Annotated in this window: 24 protein-coding genes; 4 read left to right on the top strand and 20 right to left on the bottom strand. The window is 37.8% G+C overall.

Features of this window, described 5'->3' with window-relative positions; translation table 11 throughout:
• The 3 genes from BMY57_RS09905 to BMY57_RS09895 all read left to right on the top strand — a co-directional run.
• A partial coding sequence (locus BMY57_RS09905; RefSeq protein WP_143063819.1) for a transposase occupies nt 1-282 on the top strand: 282 nt, incomplete at its 5' end.
• A gap of 163 nt (nt 283-445) precedes the next feature.
• The gene (gene argH / locus BMY57_RS09900; RefSeq protein ID WP_256205289.1) at nt 446-1,858 is read left to right on the top strand and encodes an argininosuccinate lyase; all 1,413 of its coding nucleotides are present in this window, start codon (nt 446-448) and stop codon (nt 1,856-1,858) included.
• A gap of 161 nt (nt 1,859-2,019) precedes the next feature.
• Nucleotides 2,020-4,518: an NEW3 domain-containing protein gene (locus BMY57_RS09895; protein WP_091773860.1), complete on the top strand. Its 2,499-nt coding sequence runs from the start codon at nt 2,020-2,022 to the stop codon at nt 4,516-4,518.
• A 342-nt stretch (nt 4,519-4,860) separates the two neighbouring features.
• On the opposite strand, the gene BMY57_RS09890 is transcribed toward BMY57_RS09895, so the two are convergent.
• Both BMY57_RS09890 and panD read right to left on the bottom strand, forming a co-directional pair.
• Complete coding sequence (locus tag BMY57_RS09890) at nt 4,861-5,859, bottom strand: M20/M25/M40 family metallo-hydrolase (protein WP_439895796.1); 999 nt, start codon at nt 5,857-5,859, stop codon at nt 4,861-4,863.
• Between the two features lie 153 nt (nt 5,860-6,012).
• Nucleotides 6,013-6,408, bottom strand: coding sequence for an aspartate 1-decarboxylase (gene panD / locus BMY57_RS09885; RefSeq protein WP_091773859.1), 396 nt, complete (start codon nt 6,406-6,408; stop codon nt 6,013-6,015).
• 367 nt (nt 6,409-6,775) lie between these two features.
• Between panD and BMY57_RS09880 the strand changes: the two genes are divergently transcribed.
• Nucleotides 6,776-7,819, top strand: coding sequence for a nuclease-related domain-containing protein (locus tag BMY57_RS09880; protein WP_177176364.1), 1,044 nt, complete (start codon nt 6,776-6,778; stop codon nt 7,817-7,819).
• A gap of 82 nt (nt 7,820-7,901) precedes the next feature.
• Here BMY57_RS09880 and BMY57_RS09875 read toward each other — a convergent pair whose 3' ends face one another.
• The 18 genes from BMY57_RS09875 to BMY57_RS09790 form a co-directional block, all read right to left on the bottom strand.
• Nucleotides 7,902-8,978 carry an NAD(P)H-dependent flavin oxidoreductase gene (locus tag BMY57_RS09875; protein ID WP_091773857.1) on the bottom strand — a complete coding sequence of 359 codons (1,077 nt, stop codon included), beginning with the start codon at nt 8,976-8,978 and terminating at the stop codon, nt 7,902-7,904.
• A gap of 52 nt (nt 8,979-9,030) precedes the next feature.
• Entirely contained in the window at nt 9,031-9,678 is a 648-nt protein-coding gene (locus tag BMY57_RS09870; RefSeq protein WP_091773856.1) for a GntR family transcriptional regulator, read from the bottom strand.
• A 31-nt stretch (nt 9,679-9,709) separates the two neighbouring features.
• Entirely contained in the window at nt 9,710-11,665 is a 1,956-nt protein-coding gene (locus BMY57_RS09865) for a TRAP transporter permease (protein ID WP_091773855.1), read from the bottom strand.
• 89 nt (nt 11,666-11,754) lie between these two features.
• Nucleotides 11,755-12,777 (bottom strand): TAXI family TRAP transporter solute-binding subunit, encoded by a 1,023-nt coding sequence (locus BMY57_RS09860; RefSeq protein ID WP_091773854.1) that lies wholly within the window; start codon nt 12,775-12,777, stop codon nt 11,755-11,757.
• A gap of 303 nt (nt 12,778-13,080) precedes the next feature.
• Nucleotides 13,081-13,995 carry a DMT family transporter gene (locus BMY57_RS09855; RefSeq protein ID WP_091773853.1) on the bottom strand — a complete coding sequence of 305 codons (915 nt, stop codon included), beginning with the start codon at nt 13,993-13,995 and terminating at the stop codon, nt 13,081-13,083.
• Between the two features lie 125 nt (nt 13,996-14,120).
• Complete coding sequence (locus BMY57_RS09850; RefSeq protein WP_091773852.1) at nt 14,121-15,086, bottom strand: Gfo/Idh/MocA family protein; 966 nt, start codon at nt 15,084-15,086, stop codon at nt 14,121-14,123.
• Complete coding sequence (gene hxlA / locus BMY57_RS09845) at nt 15,083-15,703, bottom strand: 3-hexulose-6-phosphate synthase (RefSeq protein WP_091773851.1); 621 nt, start codon at nt 15,701-15,703, stop codon at nt 15,083-15,085. Before hxlA ends, BMY57_RS09850 begins: the two co-directional genes overlap by 4 nt.
• 10 nt (nt 15,704-15,713) lie before the next feature.
• Nucleotides 15,714-16,664: a sugar kinase gene (locus BMY57_RS09840; RefSeq protein WP_091773850.1), complete on the bottom strand. Its 951-nt coding sequence runs from the start codon at nt 16,662-16,664 to the stop codon at nt 15,714-15,716.
• An 18-nt stretch (nt 16,665-16,682) separates the two neighbouring features.
• Nucleotides 16,683-17,969, bottom strand: a complete 1,287-nt coding sequence (locus BMY57_RS09835; protein ID WP_091773849.1) for a TRAP transporter large permease — start codon at nt 17,967-17,969, stop codon at nt 16,683-16,685.
• Entirely contained in the window at nt 17,969-18,454 is a 486-nt protein-coding gene (locus BMY57_RS09830; RefSeq protein WP_091773848.1) for a TRAP transporter small permease, read from the bottom strand. Before BMY57_RS09830 ends, BMY57_RS09835 begins: the two co-directional genes overlap by 1 nt.
• A gap of 62 nt (nt 18,455-18,516) precedes the next feature.
• The gene (locus BMY57_RS09825) at nt 18,517-19,545 is read right to left on the bottom strand and encodes a TRAP transporter substrate-binding protein (RefSeq protein ID WP_091773847.1); all 1,029 of its coding nucleotides are present in this window, start codon (nt 19,543-19,545) and stop codon (nt 18,517-18,519) included.
• A 59-nt stretch (nt 19,546-19,604) separates the two neighbouring features.
• Nucleotides 19,605-20,156 carry a 6-phospho-3-hexuloisomerase gene (gene hxlB, locus BMY57_RS09820; protein WP_091773846.1) on the bottom strand — a complete coding sequence of 184 codons (552 nt, stop codon included), beginning with the start codon at nt 20,154-20,156 and terminating at the stop codon, nt 19,605-19,607.
• The gene (locus BMY57_RS09815) at nt 20,153-21,184 is read right to left on the bottom strand and encodes a LacI family DNA-binding transcriptional regulator (RefSeq protein ID WP_091773845.1); all 1,032 of its coding nucleotides are present in this window, start codon (nt 21,182-21,184) and stop codon (nt 20,153-20,155) included. Before BMY57_RS09815 ends, hxlB begins: the two co-directional genes overlap by 4 nt.
• 237 nt (nt 21,185-21,421) lie before the next feature.
• Entirely contained in the window at nt 21,422-22,396 is a 975-nt protein-coding gene (locus BMY57_RS09810; protein WP_091773844.1) for an ABC transporter ATP-binding protein, read from the bottom strand.
• Nucleotides 22,371-23,369: an ABC transporter ATP-binding protein gene (locus BMY57_RS09805; RefSeq protein WP_091773843.1), complete on the bottom strand. Its 999-nt coding sequence runs from the start codon at nt 23,367-23,369 to the stop codon at nt 22,371-22,373. Before BMY57_RS09805 ends, BMY57_RS09810 begins: the two co-directional genes overlap by 26 nt.
• 8 nt (nt 23,370-23,377) lie before the next feature.
• Complete coding sequence (locus BMY57_RS09800; RefSeq protein WP_091773842.1) at nt 23,378-24,934, bottom strand: glutathione ABC transporter substrate-binding protein; 1,557 nt, start codon at nt 24,932-24,934, stop codon at nt 23,378-23,380.
• A 19-nt stretch (nt 24,935-24,953) separates the two neighbouring features.
• Complete coding sequence (locus BMY57_RS09795; protein ID WP_439895797.1) at nt 24,954-25,814, bottom strand: ABC transporter permease; 861 nt, start codon at nt 25,812-25,814, stop codon at nt 24,954-24,956.
• Between the two features lie 50 nt (nt 25,815-25,864).
• Complete coding sequence (locus BMY57_RS09790) at nt 25,865-26,806, bottom strand: ABC transporter permease (RefSeq protein WP_091773840.1); 942 nt, start codon at nt 26,804-26,806, stop codon at nt 25,865-25,867.
• Between the last annotated feature and the right edge of the window lie 111 nt (nt 26,807-26,917).

Below are 26,917 nucleotides of genomic sequence, written 5' to 3'. Positions count from 1 at the left end.
GTCCTTACCACGTTCCTGAACTACCCTTCCTCTATTCGTCCGATGATTTACACGACAAACATCATCGAGCGCACCATGAAGGAGTTCAAGAAACGTCTGAAAACGATGAACAGCCTTCCCTCCGAAGAAGCCGTGGAGAAGGTGATTTATATGGTTTCAGATGAATGCAACACCAAATGGTCTACGCGCAAACTCCGTGGGTTCAAAGAAGCAAGCCCTGAACTGCACGCCATGTTTGAGGAACGTTATGGATCTCAGACCGAAAGCGAGGAGGGGAAATAACCCTCCACCGGATCACCCTACTTTTTTACACAAACTTATTGACGGTACCTTTTTTAATATTCTTAATTATTTATAAATTAGCTTTACTTCTTTAAAACCTTTACTTACAATGATTACTAGTTGGTAAGTTTAATTTATTTACTTTGGTGAGGTGTTTTTTATGATGGATTTAAAGCAACAATTTCAATTAGAAGATGGCACACAATTTCCTGGAAAAACATACGCAAATGAACTACTTAAACCTGTTTTTGACGACCAAAAAGAATATTTATTAGAAGCGATGTTATTGATTCATGAAGCACATACGATTATGTTAAACGAACAAGGAATTTTGACTAAATCTGAGAAAGATTCGATTTTAGCCGCTATCCATTCAGTCAGTAGCCTAGATCCCTCCTCCCTAACTTACTCTGAGGAATTTGAAGACTTGTTTTTCTATGTTGAATCAAAGATTGGAGAAATCATTGGTGATGAATTAGCAGGTAAAATGCATATCGCTAAAAGTCGTAATGATCTAGGTGAGGGTATGTACAGAATTATTTTGAGACAATTTATAAAAGAGTTGATTAATGAAATGAATAAACTAAAAAACGCTGTATTATATCAAGCCGAACAACACACTGAATCAATTATGCCTGCACATACTCACACACAACCCGCTCAACCTACAACATTTGGACATTATTTAGTTGCAATTCATGACAACCTATCAAGAGATATTAATCGATTACATCAAGCTCATAGAACTGTGAACCAGTCACCAATGGGAGCGGCTGCGATCACAACCTCGGGTTTTCCAATTAATAGAGAACGAATGGTTGAATTACTCGATTTTGATGGTTTAGTGGAAAACTCTTACGACGCCATTGCTACTGGGGATTATTTAATAGAATCTGCACAAGCTCTCATAAGTACCATGACTAATATGGGACGTTGGCTACAAGAATTATTAAGAATGTGCTCTAAAGAAGTTGGAATAATTAAAGTTTCAGATGCTTATGTACAAATAAGTAGTATCATGCCACAAAAAAGAAATCCTGTTTCAATCGAACATTCTAGAGCTATAGCAAGTAGTGCGGCTGCTGAGGGATTATCTGTAATTCATATGATTCATAATACTCCTTATGGTGATATAAATGATACCGAGGACGACCTTCAGCCCCATCTATATAAAGGCTATGAAAAAGCGGTAAGAGTATCAAAAATAATGAATGCTGTTATTTTAACAATAGATTTTGACAAGGAACGAGCTTATTCAGAAGCAAAGAAAAACATGATCACGATAACAGAATTAGCGGATGTATTAGCTAGAGACTACGGAGTTCCATTTAGAAACGCACATAAGGCGGCAAGTTTAGTATCTAAATATGCATCTAATCAAGGTCTAGAATTATATGAATTGAAGGTTGAACAAATAAATAACTTATTAGAAGGAATAGAAATTGATCAAAAAGATTGGGAAGCGATTATTGATCCCCGTACCTTTGTAGAAAGAAGAAAAATAACAGGCGGAACGAATCCGGATATTGTAAAAGAAATGATCATTAAAAGGAAAAATTCACAGTCACAAACCTAAGACAAAACTCCCAGTAAAATTTCCAAATAGAACTTTCGTAATATTTACAATATTTAGTCTTATGTTATATTTTACTTGAACAAGGCTTGTCCAGTTAGTTAGTTAAATTAACTAATTAAACCAAGTCTTTGTTTACACTTAAAAATGAAAGGGGTTTCACAGTGAAGAAATTTTTTTACGTGTTACTTTCTGTATTGCTTTTAACCTCTATGATTTCAACACAAGGAATAGCGGTGGAAGACGAAGGACATGATGTTGACCTTTGGAATGCCGTTAAACCTCTAGATACAACTGTTACTTTTTTAAACACTGGAGCACATCCTGATGATGAGCGTAGTGACTTATTAGCTTATCTATCAAGAGGTCTCGGTGTAAAAACGGCTAGCCTCATTGCCAACCGTGGGGAAGGCGGACAAAATGAAATTGGAAACGAGCTTGGCGATGCTCTCGGGATTATTCGCTCTAATGAAATGATTGAGGCTTCGAAGATTACCGGGGTGAAAGCTTATCACTTAAGCGAAGAAACTTCTGATGATATTTATGATTTTGGATTTTCAAAATCCCCTGAAGAAACACTTGAAAAATGGGGCGAAGAAGTCACCTATGAACGTCTAATTAGGTTAATTAGAACTTATCAACCAGATATTGTGATGCCTTCCTTCAGAGATGTACCTACACAACATGGTCACCACAGAGCCATTACCATTCTAAGTTTGCAAGCTTTTGAAGATGCTGCTGACCCAACAATCTTCCCAGAACAAATTGAGAATGAAGGTTTAAAACCTTTCCAATCCAAAAAATTATACTTGCCTGCTTCTGAAGAACAAGCGACCACCTCAATTGAAATAGGAGATTATGATCCTATTTACGGAATGACGTATCCACAATTAGGTGAAGAATCTCGTTATATGCATAAGAGTCAGGGCATGGGAAATGACATTCCAGCTGAACCAAGACAATTTCACTTGGAATTAGTGAAATCTGTAGAAGACATGGATAACGATTCTCTCTTCAAAGGGGTTCCATATGATTTTAATGAGTGGGCTAATGAATTATCTAATGAAGAAATTGTTCAAGAACTACAAAGCCTCCAATCAAATCTAGATCATATTATTGAATTATATCCTGACCGTGAAGCCATACTTCCTAAATCACAACAAGCCCTTAAACAAAACCGAAACTTACTAGATTTAGTTAAAAAGTCGAACCTTGAAGAAACCATCAAAAATGATTTAATCCACAAACTTGAACTTAAAGAGGAACAATTGCAAGAAGTAAGTTATGTTTCCTCAAGTCTAGATGTCGAACAATCGATTGACTCAAATGTTTTAACACAAGGAGAGGAAACAACAGTAAATCTTACATTAACAAATAACGGGAATAAAAAGCTTCATCATGTCAACGTCTCATTATTAAGTCCTAAGGGATGGGAACACCAAGATGAAGTATCCTTAAAACATTTAAAGCCCAACGAGTCCAAAGTAGTTTCCTTTGATGTAAAAGTACCAAAAGATGCAGAGCACTTTAATCCTTATGAAGAATCCATACTGCAAAGCAATATAACATTTAATGAAAACGGTACTGAAACAACTAAAGTATTAGAGTTTGATAACACCGTATCGGTACTGCCGGATGTGAGTGTTAATCCTTCTCCTTCAAACTTAACGATTAACACAGCTGATCAACCAGAACAAGTTGATGTAACTGTGTTAGTAAGAAATTATGTGAATGGTCAAAACGAGGCAAATGTATCCTTAAATCTACCAGAAGGATGGGATAGTACTCCGTCAACACAAAAAGTAGCATTCTCAGAACGTTTTGAAGAAAAAGAATTAACTTTCCAAGTTGATCTGCCAGAAAACGTAGATGAAGGAAACTTCAATATTACTGCATTAGCTGAGTCTAACGGCAAATTATTTAATGAAACCGTTCAAACCATTTCTTATGAACACATTAAAGACTCTTATTACATCTATCCAGCTAAAGTGAATGGTGTATCTTTTGAACTGCTAAAGCCAGATCATTTAAAAATTGGATATGTTGAAAGTGGTTTTGATGAAATCGCTGATCATTTAATTAACACAGGATTTGATGTCACTAAATTAGATACTGCAGACTTAGAAAACGGTGACTTATCACAGTACGATACCATCGTAACAGGGATCCGAGCTAATCTATCACGAGACGAACTTTTACAAAACTATGACCACCTAATGGAATATGTAGAAAATGGTGGTCACTTAGTCGCTCAATATCACAAACCTTGGGATAACTGGGATCCTAACACATCCGCACCATACTATTTAGAAATTGGTCAACCATCTATTGAATGGCGTGTAACCGATGAAGACGCTGATGTTACGATGACACAACCTGACCACAAAGTTTTCAATTATCCAAATAACATTACTGATGCTGACTGGGACAACTGGGTACAAGAAAGAGGCCTTTACTTCCCTATGAATTGGAGTAATCAATACGAAACATTAGTTTCAATGGCTGATCCAGGTGAAGAGCCTTTTGACGGTGGTATATTAGTGACAGATTATGGTGAAGGAACCTACATCTATACTAATCTCGTTTTCTATCGTCAATTAAACAATCAGGTTCCTGGTGGTTATCGTATATTTACAAACTTACTATACTACGGACATGAGTAAAAAATAAACCAGCTACTAGATAGCTGGCTTTTTATTTCGTCCTTTTTTGCCCACTATAAAATAAATAATCGTTAGGATTAAAAATATAATTCCCATATACAAAAGTCCATCTATTTTGGATCCATTATAAAGTAATGTAAAATAAAGAAAAAACCATATAAAAGTACCGTTAATCAAGCCGAATTTCATATTTTATCTATTAACCCCATTTCTTATCATCCCTAACATCGCACCATATATTTACATTTTTTTGGAATGTTCTTATAAAACACTAGACGAAATACATATTATGAATCCTTTCTAGACAGTAAAAAACCAGCTAATTAGCTGGTTTTTTACATTTTATAGTTCTGGTTCTTCATAATAATAATCTACTGGAACAGGTGCAACTGCTGATTTTTCTAATGCTGGAGTATCCTTACGTGCAATTTGATAAACAGCTGAACCAATTATATTAGCCACGTCTTTTAATTTTTCTTTACTAATATGCTCAATCACATCATCTTCAGTGTGATACCAAGGCTCAAGTGGAGTATGAATGAATAAAGCAGCTGGAATACCTAAGTTGTGGAATGGTACGTGATCACTGCGCCCTAATTCACTGTACGGAACCAATTCACTAACACGAGAACCCGCAGCAGCACCTAGATCTGTAACGGTATTCTTTTCACCATCAGCCGTAAACATCACTAGATCTCCAGCATCAGCACTACCTACCATATCTAACTGAAACATCGCAACGGTTTCATCTACTTCATCCTCTGTCATAGCTTCTGCATACTTTCGAGAACCCCATAGACCATATTCTTCTGCACCAAACGCAACAAATTTAATCGTTGTGTCTGTCGGAGTATTAGAGAATACCCTTGCTAACTCAAGTAATGCTCCCGTACCAGAAGCATCGTCATTTGCTCCCGGACCATGTGGCACAGAATCATGATGAGCTCCAACAATAATGGTTTGCCCCGAATCATGTTGTTTCATTGGTTCTTTCACAGCCTCAACATTATAAGAAGTTATTTCCTCACCGGCATAAGTTTCAAACGTGAATTCATGAATATCAACGTGATCGTATCCATATGATTCAAACTCTTCTTTTAAATATTCAACCGTTAAATCTTCACCTTCCGTACCAGCACCTCTTGGACCAATTTCCTCCGATAAATGATAAATATGATCATAGATGTTGTCCTCGCTTATACGTTTGACAATTTTATTATCAAACGCTTGTTCAGACTCTCCGCCACCTTGACCACTAACTACAGTCCCGTAAAAAGGTGTTGTCGCCATAAACATGGCCACTACGAGTAGACTAATTAGTTTACTAGTTTTCAACTTCATCACTCCTCCTTCAGTTTAATTGACAGATTTCGCCGTAACTTTTATAAAACCTTCTACTTTCTAATAAATGGTAGATAGGTCTTAATTGAAGGAGTGGTAGTTATGTACCAAAAAAACAATGGCCATATAGAGCCATTGTTTTTAAATAAATATTTACTCCACCTCAACCTCTTCAGGCCAGTGAAGATCATGTTGTTCAACACTCGTAATCTGGTTTTCCTCATCCACAAATACGACTTTAGGTTTTAAGTCTTTGATTTCTTCTTCATCATATAGACCCATGCTTAAGATAATCACGATGTCCCCTGGAGAGAACAAATGAGCAGGTGGACCATTCAGGCAAATTTTGCCCGACCCTTCTGGTGCAGGAATGGCATATGTTTTCCAAAGCGTAGCATTACGAAGGCTTGTGATTTGAACCATTTCATAAGGTTTGATATTCGCTTCCTTCATAAGCTTATAATCAATCGTAATACTGCCTACGTAATCAAGATCCGCTTCGGTAACGGTGGCACGATGAATCTTCCCTTTACACATCTTACGTTGCATCAGCTTCCCCTCCTGTTATGAGTTAGTTTTAAGTATAGAATAGTGTGATAGATTAAACAAGATATTGGCTCGAGGGAAACATTTTATGAATCTAGCGAAACTTTGCATCGTATTGGCAAAACGGTAGCTCTTTGCGAGACGGTATTAAAAATTAGCGAGAGATAGCCACTTTTTAGCGAGACCAGATTCTTTTTTGGCGAGAACACAATTTCATTTTGTTGAAAATTTAATTTTCTTTATATAGAAATGATAACTTTCTAACTGTTTGATTTAATATTTTTAGCAAAAACAGTGTGAAAATTCATTTTTAGGTTTTTGCTTTATTTTTTTTAAAATTATATATTTGTATCAAAAAGAGGTGATATTATTGATTTTAAAGCAACATGAAGTTCCTTATAATTTACTGTCTACCATTGCGATTTTATTAAGATTACCAGAGTCCCACTCGAAATTTCAGAATTGCAAACAAGAAGTTGCCAACTATTACTCAGGTTATAAAGGTGAACTGGCTCTTGATTATTATTTGACATTTGTAGATCAACTGAGTGTCCATATATTACATGATGTACGTCTCCCTTTTATAAATAGCCACTACCAGATTGACACACTAATTCTCACTCCGAATTTTATCGTCAATATAGAAGTTAAAAACTTAACTGGATTTATTCGATTTAATCATGAGATGGGAAGAATGTATCAGTACATAGGTCAAAAAGAACGATCTTACCAAGACCCACTCTTACAAGCTAATTCACAAGCCCACCAATTGAAAGCTTTCCTTTATAATGAGGGGCTTTCGCACATTCCGATTGAATCATTGATCATTTTCGTAAATCAAAAAGCTTCATTGTCAGAAGAACGTGATAAACGTATTATTTATGGATTCCAGTTAAAACAGCGTTTTGATGAATTTTCAAAAAAGTATCAGAACTCAAGCTTATTAAAAATAAACTCCCTTACTCAAAAGCTCATACAACAAAATCAGCCTTTACAGATAAATATGCTCAAACATTTAGGTATCCGGGAAGATGAACTGATATACGGCGTAATCTGCCCACATTGCCTACATATACCTATGTTAAGGGTGTACGGTCGTTGGATCTGCCAATCGTGCCTAAATACGTTTAGAGCAGAAGCACACGTCAGGTCGTTCTATGAATATGCATTAATCATCTCTAATATCATTAACAATAAAAATGCACGCAAATTACTTAACGTTGACTCTATTCACGTAATCCAGAAATTATTAAAAAAAGCTGGTTTCACCCCTCGCGGTGAAACCAGCAACCGTACTTACCTAATAGATGTAAATTTACAAAATAAAGCTCAATATTTACTTAATTACTACTTAAAAATGAGTAAACAAAATCGATTTGGCGAAAAGAGAGTATTTTTTAGCGAAACCAACTAATTATTTGGCGAAATGCTCAGAAGATTTAGCGAAACCAACTATTAAATTGGCGAAAGTTAGCATAAGTTTAGCGAAATACCGTTTAAGATTGGCGAAACGTCAACTTTTGAGCCTGTACAACTACTTGTTCCAAAACTTCCTTAACACTTTCTTCTTCTATAACCGACCTGACCCCTTGCCCTGCATAAAGAGAAAGATACTCGGCGTTGCCTTGCTCCTTGGCTTCAGCACGGATCGCTTTGGTAGCCATGTTTTGAAATGGATATGGAAAGCGTGACTTTTCATCAAACGAGCGGACTAATTCATTTTCAATAGCTCGCGCGGGACGGCCAGAAATGTTTTTCGTTATCACCGTACTGGTCTCATCACCTGTAAAAAGAGCTTCCTTATAATCCTGTGGAACACCTGACTCCTTGGTTGATAAAAAGCGAGTCCCCATTTGCACGCCTTTTGCACCAAGAACCATAGCTGCGACCATGCCTTTTCCGTCCATCACTCCACCAGCAGCGACAACAGGGACGTTCACAGCTTCAGACACTTGTGGTATTAATGAAAACGTTCCGACATTCGACCCATAAGGATATTTTTCAACATCAAAGGTTCCACGGTGTCCACCTGCTTCACTGCCTTGAGCCACAATGATATCGACTCCTGCCTGCTCGGCTTCAATGGCTTCTTCAACATTCGTCACCATCGTAATCAGAATCACGCCCTCAGCCTTCGCTCGTTCAACCAACTCTTTTGGTAACACGCCAAATGCGGTACTGATTATTGGAACCTTTTCTTCAAATAAAACTTCTACTTGTTCCATCACGGGGTTACGCCATGTATAATCCACCCGTTCAACAGGGTCGATTCCGAGTTTTCCATGGACTTGATTCAAAGCATCAACTTTGCCAGACTCAAATGTTAACTCATTAGGTCCACTAAAAGAAAAAACATTCACGCCAAACGGTTCGGCTGTCCGACTCTTAATTTCTCGTACCGCAGTCCGGATTGCTTCTGGGTCCATATACGCTGCTCCCAAAGTTCCAAGTCCTCCAAACTCTGAGACTTCTGCCACTAATTCAGGTGTTGTCGAACCACCAGCCATCCCAGCCTGTATAATCGGATACTTAATTCCTAACATGTCACACAGTTCATTTTGTAATTGAATCATTCCACTTCCCCTCCTAAGTAAAAAGCCACAAGTAAAAACTTGCGGCTTCCTTTTAATCCATTATTCGATCTAAAATACATAAAACCCTTTCTTCTTTTTCAGCCATCGCATTAACAGCTTTTTCATAGTCCTGTTCTTCAATCGCCGCCACCACCTGACGATATTCATGAACGGTTCGGTTAAGACTATTGGAATGCGAAAGCGTAATGAGACGATAGGTCGTCCATTTAGGGCTAAACGTTTTATATAAATCAATTAAAATACTATTTTTCGATAAATGGAAAAGCGTCTCATGTAGATCTTCTACTAATAAATAGATTCGCTTTCGATTTTGGCGTTCTAACGCTTGTTCCATTTCCTCAACATACTTTTTTAATGTTTTAATTTCTTCAGGTGTTCGATTATCAACACTTTTCCTTAAAGCAATTTCAGTTAGACGATAGGCGACATCATAAATTTCTCTGACTTCGTGCTTCGAGTACTGTTTGACAAAGACACCTTTTCTCGGCTGACGTTCGACTACGCCACTTTTCTCTAATATATATAACGCTTCACGAATCGGTGCGCGGCTCGTCCCATACTCTTCAACTAGGCTCGCTTCAGTAAGTCGTGTTCCTGGTTTTAAATCACCTTCAACCAGTCTTGTTGTTAAACTATCTGCTATTCTCTGTGACAATGTTTGATGTTCAAAATGAACCATCTTATCCCCCAGCTTTCCTTAATAGCTTAAGTTAGCCTGCTTTTTCTTCTGATGAGTTATGTCCTATTTTCCACTGAATGAATCCAGCCACTAGCACTAAGACTAGTGCAACGAAGTCAAGCATATAATTAACATATATTAGGGAAATTGCTGCTACGAACAACATAGATCGAACTAGCCAACCAGCGTAAGCCTTATAGAACCAACCTTGTGCAGCTGCAGCTAGTAAATATACGCCGATTAATGCGGTAATGGTAACTAAGATAATTTCTAAACCTGTTTCACTGGTCATCAGTAATTCCGGGCTGTAGAAAAACATAAATGGCACGATATAAGCCGCTAAGCCCAACTTAAATGACGTAAAGGCCGTGCGCATTGGATCTGTTCCCGCAATACCTGATGCGGCATAAGATGCTAATGCAACAGGCGGTGTGATCGCAGAAATAACAGCATAATAGAACACAAACATGTGCGCAACTAATGGATCAATACCAATTTTAATTAAACCAGGAGCTACCACCGAAGCCGCAATGGCATATGCAGCTGTTGTTGGCATTCCCATACCTAAAATGATGGATAGAAGCATTGCGAAAATCAATGCTAATAAAACATTACTATCGGCAATTGCCAATAACATCGAGCTAAAGCGCATTCCTACACCTGTTAGCGCAATAACCCCAACAATAATACCAGCTGTTGCAATAACGGCAATCAACTGAATCGATTGCTTCATACCAAGTTCAAGCGCCAACGCTGTCTTCTTAATCCCCATACGCGTTGATTTACTGAACCAAGACGCAACTAAACTTGAGACAATCCCGACTGTTCCAGATAAAATGATCGAGTAACCATTTACTAACATCGTAATTAATAGAATAATAGGTAGAATTAAATACGACTGTTTAGCAATGTCTTTAAACTTAGGCAGCTTGTCACGCGATAGTCCTTTCATGCCACGTTTCAACGCCTCAAAATCAATCATAAAATACACAGAAACGAAATATAATATCGCTGGAATTAATGCAGCTAAGATGATTTCAGAGTATTTAACCCCTAAAATCTCTGCCATGATAAATGCACCGGCACCCATGATCGGTGGTAAAAGCTGTCCACCAGCAGATGCTGTTGCTTCAGTCGCCGCAGCAAATCGTGGAGTGTAGCCAACTTTTTTCATTAATGGAATCGTTAATGAACCAGTTGCGACAGCATTTCCAGCTGAAGTACCATTCATCATCCCCATCAAACCAGATGAGAATACCGATACTTTAGCCGGTCCACCTCGCATGCCACCTGCAATTGCAAAGGCTACATCGATAAAGTATTGACCAACCTTCGATATTTGTAAAAAGGCACCAAAGATAATGAATAACACAATATACTTACTTGACACGTCTAATGTCACACCGAATACACCATCAAGACCAAAGATGTACGTGACAAAGCGTTCTACTGAATAGCCTTGGTGCTGTAATATTCCTGGTAAATAAGGGCCTAAGTAAGCATAAGCCACAAACACACCAGCTAGAATTGGTAAAACCCAACCACTTGTACGACGTGTTAATTCAATGATAATCAAAATTCCTGCAATCGACACATACACGTCCATATCCGTCGGTGCGACACCCATACGGAATAATAGCTGATCTAAATTCGCGTAAATATAGTAGCCAATATAAATCGACACTAATATTAAAATCCAATCAATGATGTGAATTTTATTCTTCTTACTCCCCCAACCTGGGAATAATAATAACCCTAATACAAGCCCAAATACTAAGTGGGTACTTCTAAACACCCATGGATCTTGTGGAGCGAAATTTAACACAATTATATGATAAAGTGCACCAATAACGGCTATTGCTAGGAAAACATAACGAATCCAGCCCGATAGCTCACGCTCGTTCGATTCAACTTCTTCTTCCTGAATAGCGTCTTGATTTAATTCCTGTTTTTGTGACTCAACCTGTTGATTGTCTTTACGGGCCATATGTGTCACCTCTTTTCATCGTCAATAAAAAAACAAAATATTAAAGGAAATGAAATCTCAGCCGCAGCTGAGATTTCATTTTTTAAAACTTACTCTTCATCATATTCTGGTGGATAAACAGAATCCGGTAAGTCAATGCCTTGCTCTTCATAGTACTTGATTGCACCTTTGTGTAACGGTACTTCTTCGTTAATAAGAATCGCTTCTTCAACTGCTTCTTTTGCAGCAGAATGAGTATTCATAAGCTCTTCTTGACTTTCGTGATATGTTTTTACCATTTCATAAACAAAGTCAGAGTTCATGCTTTTATTCACAATACCGTAGTTGAACATCGCGATGGTTTCAAGATCTTCATCTAATGAATCATATGCATCAGCTGAAACCGTATGTTCTGTGAAATAAGGATACATATCAAATACTTGTTCTCTTTGTTCTTCAGTTAAGCTGAAGATATTAAGATCACGCTGAGCTTCTAATTCTGTAACCGCTGCAATTGGAGTACCAGCTGCGAAACCGATTACATCTAACTGACCATCTAACATTTGAGATGTCATGTCACTCGCACCAGCTTGCACGTCATCAGTATCAAGTTCTAATGCTTCGTGAATAATTGGTAAGTAAGTGCCAGACGTACCACCTGAAGGACCTACACCAATACGTTGACCTTTTACATCTTCAATACTCTCAATACCAGAGCCTTCAGGAGACCACCAAATAATTGGTGTTGTATACATTGGGAATGCAATACGGACATCGTCTAATTTTTCTCCATTTGTCCATTCACCTTCACCCGTATAACCTTCATAAGCTGGACCTAACGTCGCTAGACCCATTGTAAGATCACCTGATTGAACCATTTGCATGTTATGAACAGGACCACCTGTTACCTCAACGTTTGTTGGAACATCTAATTTTTCATCAAAAATGGATGCAAGACCACCTGCATAAATATAATAAGTACCACCTTGAGATGCAGAACCTAAAGTGATCGATGATGGAGCTTCTTCTTTTTCCGTATCATCAGAATCACCAGATTCTTCGCCACCACAAGCAGCTAAAACGACTAAAGCTAAAGCTGCTAATACAGCTAACCATGTCTTCTTCTTGAACATTGTTCATTCCCCCTAATTCAAAATTCTGTATATTGTCGACAAAATACTCTCGACAATTTTTGATTATACAGAAAACTACAACAGTTGTAAACGCTTTCTGTGCCATTTCTTTGTCTGAGTTCTGATTATTTGTGAATTTTGGATGACCTCAATAATAGAGCCTTAACTATGTCAAAATTAGATCCCTTCAATAGCTTAATCTCCAATTCTATTACAATTTATAATAGACTATGATCAGATCAATAATGCTATGACTCTACACTTATTCTCAAGTTAACGTAAAAAAGCTGACCAAGGGATTGGTCAGCTTACCTTATTTTGCGTTTTCTTCCTTTTTAACATTAAGTATTCAAGGGCTCCTGTGCCGATAAAGACACCAAACAAAATTAACACGAAGCCAGCTAAATGATTCATCGTGATGACCTCATTTAAGAACACAGCCGAACCTATAATGGCAAACAACGTGTTCAAATTAATGAAAATGGCAGTCTCTGCTGGGCCTACTTGTTTGGTTGCGAAATTATAAGTCATATGTCCAAAAGCTGTCGCCATGATTGCACTGAATAAGAACACAAGCGCAAGCTTCCAATCTAGTAAACTTGTAATCTCTTGAACCTCTGATCCAAACGCCTGGCTAATGATAAAGATAAACACCGAACCTATCACCATCATATAACCTGTTGCTAGGCGCGGATCAAAGGTAGGTTTTAACTTACTAATCATGACAAAACTAAATCCTTGCACTAATATACCAAGAAAAACAATAAAATCACCAATAGTGATTGCTCCAAGTCCACCTGCACCTGACATATTAGCCACAACGACTCCCAAAAACCCTAAAATAAAACCAACGACGCGAAGCCAAGTCACATGTTGTCGCAAAAATACAACCGCCATCATCATGGTCACGAGTGGTGTGAGCCCTAATATCAAACTCGCATTAACACCTGTGGTCATTTCAAGACCTACTGCAATGAAAATGTGATGTAAAATGACATTAAAAATTGCAATACTAAAAATCGTCAGCCACTCGTGTTTATATGGCCATCTTAATATTCCCATTATTCCACAAGCAATTAACACTGCTACACCCGCAGTAAAGATACGAAACGACGTCAGCAACATTGGATCGATTGCGTCTACCAAGGTTTTAAGCGCTGATACGTTAAGCCCCCACATGAGCATAACGAGTAATAATAATATATAAATCCGAATCATGTTTTCACCTGATTTCCAAGTTGATTCTTCTACTTTACCAAACCCCTCTCCACATAATCAAAACTTAGAAATTCATTTTCACATAAAAAAGGTTTTGGCATGTTCACCAAAACCTTTTTCCTCAATCAAACGTTTGATTGATGTTTCAAACACTGTTCAACTATTTTGATAGTCTTATAAGAAATATCTCGATAATAATAGTAAGACTGCTCATGACGACTTTCGATCATATGAACAAATTGTTCAAGCTCATAACTCATATTGGGTCGATCTTCATTTAAAGCCAATTGAATTTGCTCTTGTTGACTAATGAACTCGATCTTGCTTATAGGTGCAACTTGATCAATTATCATCGTTCCTTTTTCCCCTACAAACTCGCTATGATTATAGGAGGTTCCAGTTTTTGAGCACATGATTACACAGTTAAAGTTGTTATAGTTCATGACTAATGTTCCTGATCCGTCAACATGATTATCAAGTAAAACTGGGAAATATTGAACCTCTTTTGGTTCTCCAAATAATCCGACAGCTAAACTGATGGGATATACTCCTAAATCTAGTAGTGCACCCCCACCCATTTCTTTAGAGAAAACATTAGGGATCTTACCATTCAAATAATCATCATACTTAGAAGAATATCTCATTCGTTGAAGGTAGACACTACTTGGATGACCAATCAATTCGACTTTCTCTTTTAACTGAAAAAAATTCGGACTATGAAGATGACGCATAGCCTCAAATAAGAACAACCCTTTTTCATCAGCCAATTGATAAGCTTCTTCAAAATGTTCTACCTTATAAAACAATGGTTTTTCACAGATGACATGTTTATTATGCCTCAACGATTTCATAACATGTTCATAATGCAATGCATTTGGTGACGCAATATAAATACAATTGATGTCTTCATCCTGTAACAGATGATCTAAGTTTGAGAAAGATTTAGTTATTCGATTCGATTCTGCAAACTCTAGTGCGCGATTTTCATCTCTGGAATAAACAGCATTTACTGAAACACCTGCTACATGCCTCGAAGCCTCGATTAACTTACTACTTATTTGACTAGTCCCAATTGTACCGATCCGAATCAAGACGTTAACCTCTCTCGAATCATTTTCGCAGCAAGTCGAGGTGAATCAGCTTTAGAAATTGCGCTTCCAACAATCACAATATCAGGTTTGTTTAAAACGACATCATCTATATTCGCTAAACTAATTCCACCAGCAACCGAGACTTCAAATGAGGAGCCCTCTAATAATTCAAATAAACTTGAGTTAAACACACCTTCTTTTTGCTGGTCTTTTCCAATGTGAAGACTGACTAAATCTACATTTAAATTCGCTAGCTGATCAATTGTACTTTTTTCTTTAACTTCTAATAAATCAACCATAATTTGACCATCATACTCTTCAGCAACCTCTAAACAATCTTGAATCGTTAAAGAGGATGCGAAAGCCATTACCGTCGTGATATCTGAACCTGAGCTGAAGGCTTGCTTCGCTTCATGACCACCCGCATCACAAATTTTCATATCAGATAAAATGGTATGATTGGGATATTGTTGCCTCATTTCACGGACGATTGACATGCCGTATTCTTTTATCACACCCGTACCAATCTCAATGATATCAATACTTTCCTTCGTTTGATCGACTACATTAAAACATTCATCCCAAGTTAGACGATCAAGGGCTAGCTGCAATTTCATCGACTTCCTCCTATCGTTCGATTCGTTCCAATTCACCGAGATGCATTTGGACATCTTCTAAATAAGGGAGTCCTTCATTATCCCCTACAACACTGACTACCATCGATCCAATCGTATTAGCAAAATGAAGTGTTTTATCTAACGACCAACCATTAAGGTATCCATAGATAAACCCTGAGTCAAAGCCATCACCTGCTCCAACTGTATCCACCACTTTTGCAGGTGGTATTGGATTAGCCTTTACGAACTCACCATTGTGATACCCTATGGATCCGTTTTCCCCTTGCTTAATTACGATATACTCCATATCGTATGGATGACATATTTCTACAACTTCATGAGGATCGGATTCATTAAACATAATCTCTAATTCTTCTTCTCCTGCTAGTAAAATATCAACATCAGGCAAAAATGAGATTAAGACGTCTCGGGCCTTTTCTTTTCCCCATAATTTCAAACGAATATTCGGGTCTAATACGATTTTGACATTATTTTCTTTAGCTAATTTGATAGCTGCTCGAATGATGGCTAAGTTTTGTTCAGTTATAGCTGGGAAAACGCCCGTGACATGAAGTATTTTGGCTTGTTTAAAATAGTCTCCTCTCAGATCTACTGGTGACATTGTTAAGGTCGGTGAACGATCTCGATAATAAAACGTCCTAACACTTCCATCTTCCATAATCTCTTTAAAATTTAATGAAGTAGGATAACCATCGACAAGCTCCACTTCAGACACATCGATACCTTCTCCACGAGCAAAATTTCGTATATATTTGCCAAACTCATCATTTCCCAAACGGCTAATCCACCCGGCGTTTAAACCTAAGCGCGCACAGCCAATAGCTACGTTTAATTCGGCTCCACCAATATTTCGTTTAAAAGAATCAACAAACTTCATAGGTCCTGTTTTGGATGGGGTAAAGGCGATCATAGCGTCCCCTATTGTAATGATATCTCTCATGTTGTACCTCCTAATCTACTAAAACAAATCTGGATTCAATAGCTTCGGTATATGCATGGCAACATCCGGGAAGAACGCAATGAAGATCAACACGGCAACAACAATTAATATATATGGAATAACCGCCCTAAATGACCTTTCAATTGATAACTTTCCTATTTTCGCTGCCAGTAATAAACATAATCCATAAGGTGGTGTCACTAATCCAACTGCTAATGTCATAACAACGATTAACCCTAGATGTACTGGGTCCACACCAAATTGAGCAGCAGTTGGCATAATAACGGGTACAAATAGAATCATCGCCGGTATGGCATCCATAAACGTCCCTATAAATAGGAAGAAAAGAATCGTAATTAAAATGAATACCCATTTAGCGTCTACATAATCAGTAAAAAATTCTTGCGCAAGAATGCCCAGTTGATAATAACTCATTAATTCACCTAACGCACTCGCAGCGGCTAATGCAAATAAAGAGAGTGAGCTTAAGGCAAGCGTATCAAATAAAATTTTCGGTAAATCTTTTATCTTTAATGTTTTATAGAAAAACATACTAATTAATAATGTATATACCGATGCTACGGCTGCTGCTTCAGTTGCTGTAAAGAAACCTGTTACAATTCCACCTACTATAATCACTGGAGTTAATAATGCGGGAATAGACTCCCCTAGTAATTTGAAAAAGCGACTCGCTTCTACACGTTCATAGCTTTTGAAATCTTTCTTCTTCGCTACAATATAAACAAAAATCATCATTGACAGTGCGACCAAAACACCTGGAATGATCCCCGCTAAGAATAAAGCCCCTACAGATGCATTCGTAATCCCTGCAAAGATGACCATTGGAATACTCGGTGGAATAATAACGCCAATCGTAGATGAGGCTGCCGTTACCCCTACAGATGTCTCCGTATCATATCCATTTTTCTTCATGCTTGGAATTAAAATCTTTCCAACACCAGCAGTATCCGCTTGTGAAGCACCCGATACACCTGCGAACATCATAGATACTAAAACATTCGCCTGTGCTAAACCACCTTTGATTGAACCAACAATTGCTAACGCAAACTCAACTAACTTCTCTGAAATTTTCCCAGAGTTCATTAAGTTGGCAGCTAAAATAAATAGTGGTACAGCTAACAGTACGAATGAATTCAATCCATTCATCATTTTCATGGGTACTGTAACTTCAGGAATATATTCAATATTTAAAATACCTAGAAGCGCAACAATCCCAATAACAAAGGCAATTGGAATACCAATTAATAAAAAAATTACAAACGTCCCAACTAAAAACATTCCCATTATGGTTGCACTCCCTTCTCTCTAAATTGCTGTACATGTTTGAAAATGTGGTTCAACGAATAAAGAATCATCGTACCTGACATAATCGGAATCGAAATCCATACGTAGCCCATTTTCATACTTGGCAATGCAACCCAGTTATAATCCCAGAACTGTTGAACAACATCAATTCCATAAATGAATAACGCTATATTAAACAAAATTAAAATAGTATCATTGAACAAATTTAAAGCATGTTTTTTCTTGCCTTTTAACTTGCTTTGCAATAAATCAAAATTAAAATGTTCTCGTCTATTTACCATGATGGCTGCTCCCATGAAGACAGACCAGATAAATGAATATTTCGCAACTTCTTCAGTCCAAATCACTGAGATTCCTAGATGTCTAGTGGCAATCTGATATAAGATCACTAGGAAGAAAATTGTTAAAAAGAATAAACCCATAGCTATTTGGATACGTTCAACAACTTTGACTGCTTTATTCATGTTCACCCTCCTTTAACTAAACCAAAGGGACACAAATCTTGTGCCCCTTTTAATTTAGAAACTTATTTAGCATCTCTAATCTTCTGTAGCAGATCTTCAACGCCTAATTCCTTAGCTGCTTCGTCTTGAAGTGGCTCAGCAAGATCAATAAATGGTTGGCGATCCAGTTCGTTAACTTCTGCGCCTTCCTCTATCGCTTTTTCTTTATACTCTTCTTCTTGGTTATATAATGCTTCCCACTCAGCTTCTACAGATGCTTCTGCTGCCTGTAAGATAATGTCTTGTTGTTCTTCTGTATAATTATCAAATTCTTGACCATTAATTAATAGGAAACGAGTTGTGTAGTCATGTCCTGTCTCACTAATATATTTACCGTTTGGAGTACGATGGTGATCTTGTTGTACAAAGTATGGGTAAGCGTTTTCAGCTGAATCAACAACATCCTGCTGTAGACCTTGATATAGCTCTCCCCATGCTACTTGTGTTGGGATGGCTCCAACTTGTTCCCAATAGTCAGCAACAACGCCTGAAGTCTGAGTACGAATCGTCATACCTTCTAAATCTTCAATTGCATTAACTGGTTCTTTACCATAGTAGTGGCGTACGCCAGCTGTCCAATAACCTAGTAATTTGAAATCGTTATTAGATTTTTCATTAATAATGTCAGCCATTTCATCGCCAACTTCACCAGTTACAACATTTTCCCAATGGTCATAGCTTTCAAAAAGGTATGGGAATGCAAATAAGTCTACTTCATTAATTCCAGTTGATGTCATAAAACCTGGAGATACTAAAACAACATCAGCTCCACCTGTTTTTAATTTTTCAACTAACTCTGCTTCTTCAGTACCAATCGTTCCTGCATGAACCTCCACTTCAATTTGACCATCTGATTCAGCTTCTGCATATTCTTTGAATGCGACTAAACCATCTTGATACGGGTTTTCAGGATCCGTCTGGTTGTGAGCAGCCACAATTTTAATAGAAGAATCTGAACCTTCACCGCTAGAATCTTCGGTCTCCTCACCACCACATGCGGCTAAAATACCTAAAACTAATACAGCACTAGCTAAAAGTAATAACTTTCTCATATTTAAAACTCCTTTATGAAATATTTATAATTAGCTAATCTTTTTCGATTAGCTTTAAATTACTCTAGGTTGGTATGTTTCTTTTGAAGTGCTTCGTGATCTTCCTTAGTCAAATGTTCGAGTAAATAGACAATAATGCCGTCCAACAAAAGGTGGGCTGATTGATCAAACTGGCTCCCTAATGGTTGAATCGTAGCCCGTTCATGTGCTGTCGCCTTAGTGACAGCTGGCACTTCAATGACGAGATCGCTTTCGCTTGCAATAGGTGAATCTGTATTTGTCGTTAATAAAGCGATTTCAGAATTGACTTCATTAGCTTTTTTAGCAAAATGAGCGAGAGTTTGTGTTTTCCCAGATCCAGATATTATGATTAAAAGGTCATCCCCACTGATACTTGGGGTAATCGTCTCACCAACGACATAGGCTTTATATCCAATGTGCATTAAGCGCATAGCAAACATCTTTCCAGCTAACCCTGATCGGCCATTACCAGCTATAAACACACGATCAACACGATTAATCTTTTCGGCTAATTTTTCGGCAGAATAAGTATCCGCCCCACTTAAAACGCTTTCAAGCTCTTTTAAAATGGTTGATAAATGTTCCTTCATAAAATTCCCCCTTTAATTCCCGTACAGGAAGACCGGCTTAATAAAGTTGGTGAAAAACGATAAATTTGCTGAAATGGAGGCTTTTCACCTTGAATCTGACTGATAAGTAACTCTGCAGCTTTTTTCCCCATTTCATCAGTTGGTTGAGCTATCGTTGTCAGCTCAGGGTTATAAATAGATGCAAATGATACATCATCAATCCCAATCACTGCTAAATCACTCGGAATCTGCAGCTGATGTTTTTTAGTAAATTGCAAGATTTCTATTAGAGCTAAATCGTTTCCAGCTAATAATGCTTCAGGAGGTTGCTCTAGGCTAAACATCTGCACTAATTCCTTTGAAATCTCATGTAAACTGACACTTTTAATGTAAGATTCATTGACTTCTAGATTTTTAGATTCTAGAGCTTGTACAAACCCTTCGATTCTTTCCACCCTAGGAGTGACATTATTTTTCGTGGAATTCGTGATAATCCCAATACGTTCATAGCCTAGCCTGTGAAACTCTTCAACCGCTAATTGTGAAGCCTTTTTATTATCTAGCATAATTGAACTCACTTTTACCTCTGGAACATAACGGTCAATAAACACCATTGGGTAATCTTCTAGATTTAAACTTTGGTAAAGTTCCTTATTATTACTAGTTGGAAATACAATAATCCCATCTACTTGTTTTGCTCGAAGCATTTCGATATATTTTTGCTCTTTTTCAGGGTGATCCTCGGCATTGCAGACGATGATATGGTAATTCGATTCATTACAATACTTCTCAATAGACTGAACAATTTGAGTTGAAAATTCATGAGAAATATTGGCAACGATGACTCCAATGGTCGTTGTTGTCTTTTGTTTTAATGAACGAGCCACGATATTGGGACGGTACCCCAAATCTTTAATCGCTTGGGCAATCCTTTCTTTCGTCTGTTCACCCATGTATTCAAAACGTTGGTTCAAATATTGGGACACAGTACTTTTAGAAACCTTCGCCTCTTCTGCAACATCTGCAATCGTAATCTTTTTTGTATTCATAATCTATTCCTCTTTAATCAATACTAAACCGATTTACTAAACCGATTTAGATAATATATTAGTATATATGAAAGCGTTTTACAACCTATTTTTAAAATTTTCTTATTAGTAAAATATGTTTGTAAAAGTTTTCCTTTAATGTAATGTAATAACAAAGAAAGATCATTATTTGAGGACAGATTAATGTAAAAAAACACCAGTCATGATTAAAACATAACTGATGCTACTTTCCATTGATTAACCTCTTTCATGACAAGCCACAAAATGGTTTGGTGTGACTTCGCGCCATTCCGGTTTCACCTGTCTACATACCTCTGTTGCAATCGGACATCGAGTATGAAAAGGACAGCCTGTAGGCGGATCAGATGGACTTGGTAAATCACCTCTCAATTGAATTTTTTCTCGCTTATTTCCAGGAACAGGTCTTGGGATGGCTGAAAGTAACGCTTCAGTATAAGGATGAATCGGGTTATCAAAGAGTTCATCAACTGGCGCCCACTCCACCATGTTTCCTAAGTACATTACTAATACCTTATTACAAAAATGCCTTACAACTCCTAAATCATGTGAGATAAATAAATACGTTAAATCGTATTCATCTTGAAGTTCTTTAAGCAATTTAATCACTTGGGCTTGAACAGATACATCTAATGCAGACACTGCTTCATCACATACAATCATTTCAGGATTTAAAGCAATCGCACGTGCAATACCTATACGTTGCCTTTGCCCACCACTGAATTGATGTGGGTATTTATAGTAATGCGTCTCATCTAATCCAACTTCTCTCAATAGTTTAATAGCTTTTTCCTTCCGTTCTCGGGCGGAAAGGTTGGTATATATGACAAAAGGTTCTTCGATCGTATCACCGATTCGCTGACGTGGATCTAATGAGGCGAAAGGATCCTGAAAAATCATCTGCATATCATGCTTAAATTTCTTCAGTTTTCTCTCACTTAAATCCGTAATATTTTCTCCTTTAAACCAAATCTCACCACTCGTCGGTTCTTCAAGCCGCAATATCGTCCTACCTAATGTTGATTTACCACACCCTGATTCTCCAACGATCCCGACAGAGTCACCTTCATCAACCTCAATGGATACATCATTCACCGCATAGACATGATTTTGAACCCGCTTCAACAAACCACCGCGTACAGGAAAATGTTTATTCAATTGGTCTAATTTAAGAATAGCTTGATTTTCGCTCATCTGTTGATTCCTCCTGTAACCAGCATCTCACAACATGTCCTTCACTTGCCTCAAATTTTGGCGGTGATTGAGTTCTACACTTTTCAGTTGCGAATTCACAGCGATCATAAAATCGGCATCCACTAATGTTTTCTTTTAAACTCGGTAATGAGCCCGGAATCGGTTCTAAATGGTGTTCTTTGTCATCGACATTCGGTACAGACTGAAGAAGTCCTTTCGTATATGGATGTTGCGGATGATTAAAAATCGTTTCAACATCAGCTTCTTCAATTTTTTCACCTGAGTACATCACCATGACACGATCAGCGACTTCCGCTACGACCCCCATATCATGCGTGATCATGACTACTCCCATATTAAATCGTTTCTTTAAATCATCGATTAAGTCTAATATTTGCGATTGAATCGTCACATCTAATGCGGTAGTCGGCTCATCTGCAATTAATAATTTCGGATTACAAGCCAAGGCAATCGCAATCATTACTCTTTGTCTCATCCCTCCACTAAGCTCATGGGGATATTGATTCATTCGCTTTTCGGGGGATGGAATACCCACTTGTTTTAAAAGCTCAATTCCTTTTTGATGCGCAGCTTTTTTAGATAATCCTTCATGAATTTTTAACGGTTCACGAATTTGAAATCCGATTGTAAAAACAGGATTTAGAGCAGTCATAGGCTCTTGGAAAATTATCGCGATCTCGTTTCCACGTAATTGGCGCATTTCTTCATCCGTTAAATCGGTTAATTCTTGGCCATTAAATTGAATGGATCCACTCTTAATTTTTCCATTTTTAGGTAAAAGCTGCATGACAGACAATGAGGTAATACTTTTCCCACAACCTGACTCACCGACGATACATAATGTTTCCCCTTGTTCGACTGAAAAAGAGACCTCGCGAACAGCGGTTAGATCACCATCCGCTGTTCGAAAGGAAGTAACTAGATTTTTAACGTCTAACAATGCTTCAGTCATGTTAATCCCTACTCTCTAGTAACTTGATATAATTCCCATCTTCCTGTAGATTCTAACTCTAAACCTTTCACAGACTCATGAACGGCTGCTGCGATCACACCATGGTGCATTGGGATCCAAATAGCATCTTCTACTGCTAATTGATTGGCTTCAACTAAAAATTCTTTACGAGCTTCCTGATCTGTCGTGTCTCTTGAAGCTTCTACTAATTGATCAAATTCATCATTCGCGTAACGTGCTCTATTGGATGAGCCAATATTATCTGAGTGGAGATTTGGATATAATAACTCACTTCCATCACCAGTCACGTTAGACCAGCTTAAGAACGTTAAATCAAATTCACCTTCAGTGGCTACATCAAGGAAGGTTCCCCATTCCATCATTTCCATTTCAACATTAATTCCCACTTCGCTTAATTGTGCTTGTACAATCTCACCCATGTTGATATAAGCATCACGGTTTGGAACGAGCATATGATATGTTTCACTATCAAACCCGTTTTCTTCTACAATTTCCTTAGCTTTCTCAGGATCATATTCATAACCTAAATCCTCATTACTTTCGTCATATCCGAATACTTGAGGGCCAACAATTGAGTTTGAACGAACGCCAAGACCATCTAATGTTTCAACATAGCTGTCACGATTTAACGCATGTGAGACTGCTTTTCTAAACTCAACGTCATTCATCGGTTCATGTTCATAGTTAAAACCTAAGTTATATACTGGTGTACCATCTTTTGTTATTAACTCGAAAGAATCATTTCCTTCAATACGTGATTTATGTTCTGACGTGACACCATCAATGAAATGAACCTCACCTGTTTCCATCATTGAAATAGCCGTTGATACAGATGGAACAACCTTAAATGTAACTTTATCTAGACCTGGTTCGCCTCTCCAATAATCCTCATTTTTCTCTAAAACAATCTGATCGCCTTTAGACCATTCCACAAACTTATACGGTCCTGTACCAACAGGTTCTTGGTTAATATCTCCATTTTGATCTGCTTCAGGACTAACGATCGCTGAGTTAGAATGGGATAATGCAGCTAACATCGCACCATAAGGTTCTTTAGTATTAATCACAACGGTATATTCATCTTCAACCTCAACACTTTCAACTGGGGCTAGTAAAGATGCTCTTGGTGCAGCACGCTCTGGATCAATAAGTGTTTCAAACGTATATTTAACGGCTTCCGCATTAAATGGCGTTCCATCATGGAACTCAATTCCTTCTTTTAACTCAATGACCCACGTGGTATCATCTGGAGTTTCATAAGACTCCGCTAATCGAGGTTCAATTTCACCTGTATCAGAATTACGGACGAATAAGGTTTCAAATACTTGATCAACCACATTTGAAGAAACACTATCATTCGTATCGATAGGTGATAAACCAGGGGCATCAGAAGTCGTTGCATAGATTAACTCCTGATCAGCAGCACTTTCTCCCCCTTCTTCATTTCCGTTACTTCCTTGTTCATTATTACCATTACTATCACTGCTACAAGCCGCTAACAGTAAAAAAGTCAACGCTACTAATGAAAATAATATTTTTTTCATGATCATCCTCCTAAAAAATTTAATTTAAGTCCATGTTGGGATCTAGTGCGTCCCTTAATCCATCTCCAACCACATTAAAAGCAAAAACAACTAACATAATCGCAATACCTGGAACAATAGTCATATGGGGTGATGTCCACATATAATCTTGCCCTGCTGCAATCATCGCTCCCCACTCTGGTGTTGGAGGCTGAGCCCCCAATCCTAAATAGCTTAACGCAGATGTAGATAAAATGGCGGTTGCCATTCTCATCGTCGCAAACACGATAATTGGTGCTGTAATATTCGGTAAAATATGCTTAAACATAATTCGTCGATCACTAGAGCCGAGAGAGCGTTGCGCCAATATGTACTCCTCTTTTTTAGTCGATAAAACACTTCCACGTACAATTCTTGCACAGTTTGGAATCGACCAAATACTAATCGCAATCACGACATTCACTAAGCTTGTCCCAAGAATGGCGATGATCAGCATTGCTAGTAAAATACCTGGAAACGCAAAAAGTAAATCCATGAGCCTCATAATGATGCCATCAAGCTTTCGATAGTAACCTGACAATAAGCCAAGTACCACACCGCCAAGCAGGCCGAGTCCCACTGAACCAATACCGACTAATATGGATATACGCGCTCCATAGACAATCCGGCTCCACATATCCCGTCCATGATTATCCGTTCCTAACCAGTGACCCTCAGAACCAATTGGCAATTCACGAGCCGATAAGTTTTGAGTATCAGGAGCATAACTGGTTAATAGTGGCGCAAAAATCGCCAGTAACACTTGGATACTAATAATCACTAAGCCAACAACGGCTAACTTATTTTTCAAAATTCTCTTAAATGTATCTTTAAAAACACTTTCCTTCTCAACATTTTTAATACTTTTTGCCGAAACCGTTTGAGTCGTCACCTTATTCCCTCCCTTCGTTCTTAATCATAGCTAATTCTTGGATCGATGAAGGCATAGACGATATCAACTATTAAATTGACAATGACAAATAGACTTGCAACAAGGAGCACCGACCCTTGTACCATTGGGAAGTCCCGATTAGCAATCGCATCAATCATTAAACGTCCAACCCCATTAATCGCAAAAACTTGTTCCGTAATAATCGTTCCGCCAAGTAAAAAACCAAAGTTCATTCCGATAACTGTAATGACAGGAATCATCGCATTCCTCATACAGTGAACGAACACGACGACTTTCTCTTTAACACCCTTCGCTCTTGCCGTTCTGACATAATCAGAACGAACAACCTCTAACATCGATGAGCGAGTCATCCTAGCGATCAAAGCTGCCGAACCTGTTCCTAAAGTAATCGCTGGGAGTATAAGCTGCTTCATCCCTTCAACCGTCCAAAATGGTGCTGTTAACTGTCCTGCTGGCAACCATTGGAGGTTGACTGCAAAAATTAAGATTAAAATCGTTCCTAACCAGAAGTTAGGAATCGAAATACCAGCTAACGCTCCAGTTGTAGTAAAAACATCTAACCAAGTGTTTTGTTTAAGGGCTGAAATAACCCCTGCAAACACACCAATAATAATGGCAACAATCATGCTAGCAATAGCTAGATTCAAAGTATTAGGAAATCTAGTCGCAATCGCTTCATTGACTGATTCGTTCGTTTGATAAGAATAGCCCAAATCTCCTTGTAGAACCCCAAGTAAATAGTCCTTATATTGGATAAGTACTGGCTGATCTAAGCCTAAACTTATTCTTATATTCGTAATATCAGACTCAGTTGCTGTCGGACCACCAATAATCCTGGCTGGATCACCTGGGGCAAAATGCATACTCATAAAAACGATAAACGAAATACCAATGAGTAGAAAAAACATTTGAGCGATCCTTGAAACAATTAAATTCAACATGAGGTTTTTATCCCTCCTTTTCAAATAATTCAGATAAAATAGATTTTACAGAATATTATAAACAATTGATAAAATAGATTTTAGAGAATATTATAAACAATTATTAACAAA

It is taken from the genome of Piscibacillus halophilus (genome assembly GCF_900110685.1).
GTDB lineage: Bacteria > Bacillota > Bacilli > Bacillales > Alkalibacillaceae > Piscibacillus > Piscibacillus halophilus.
This window is presented reverse-complemented; position numbering and strand designations above follow the sequence as displayed.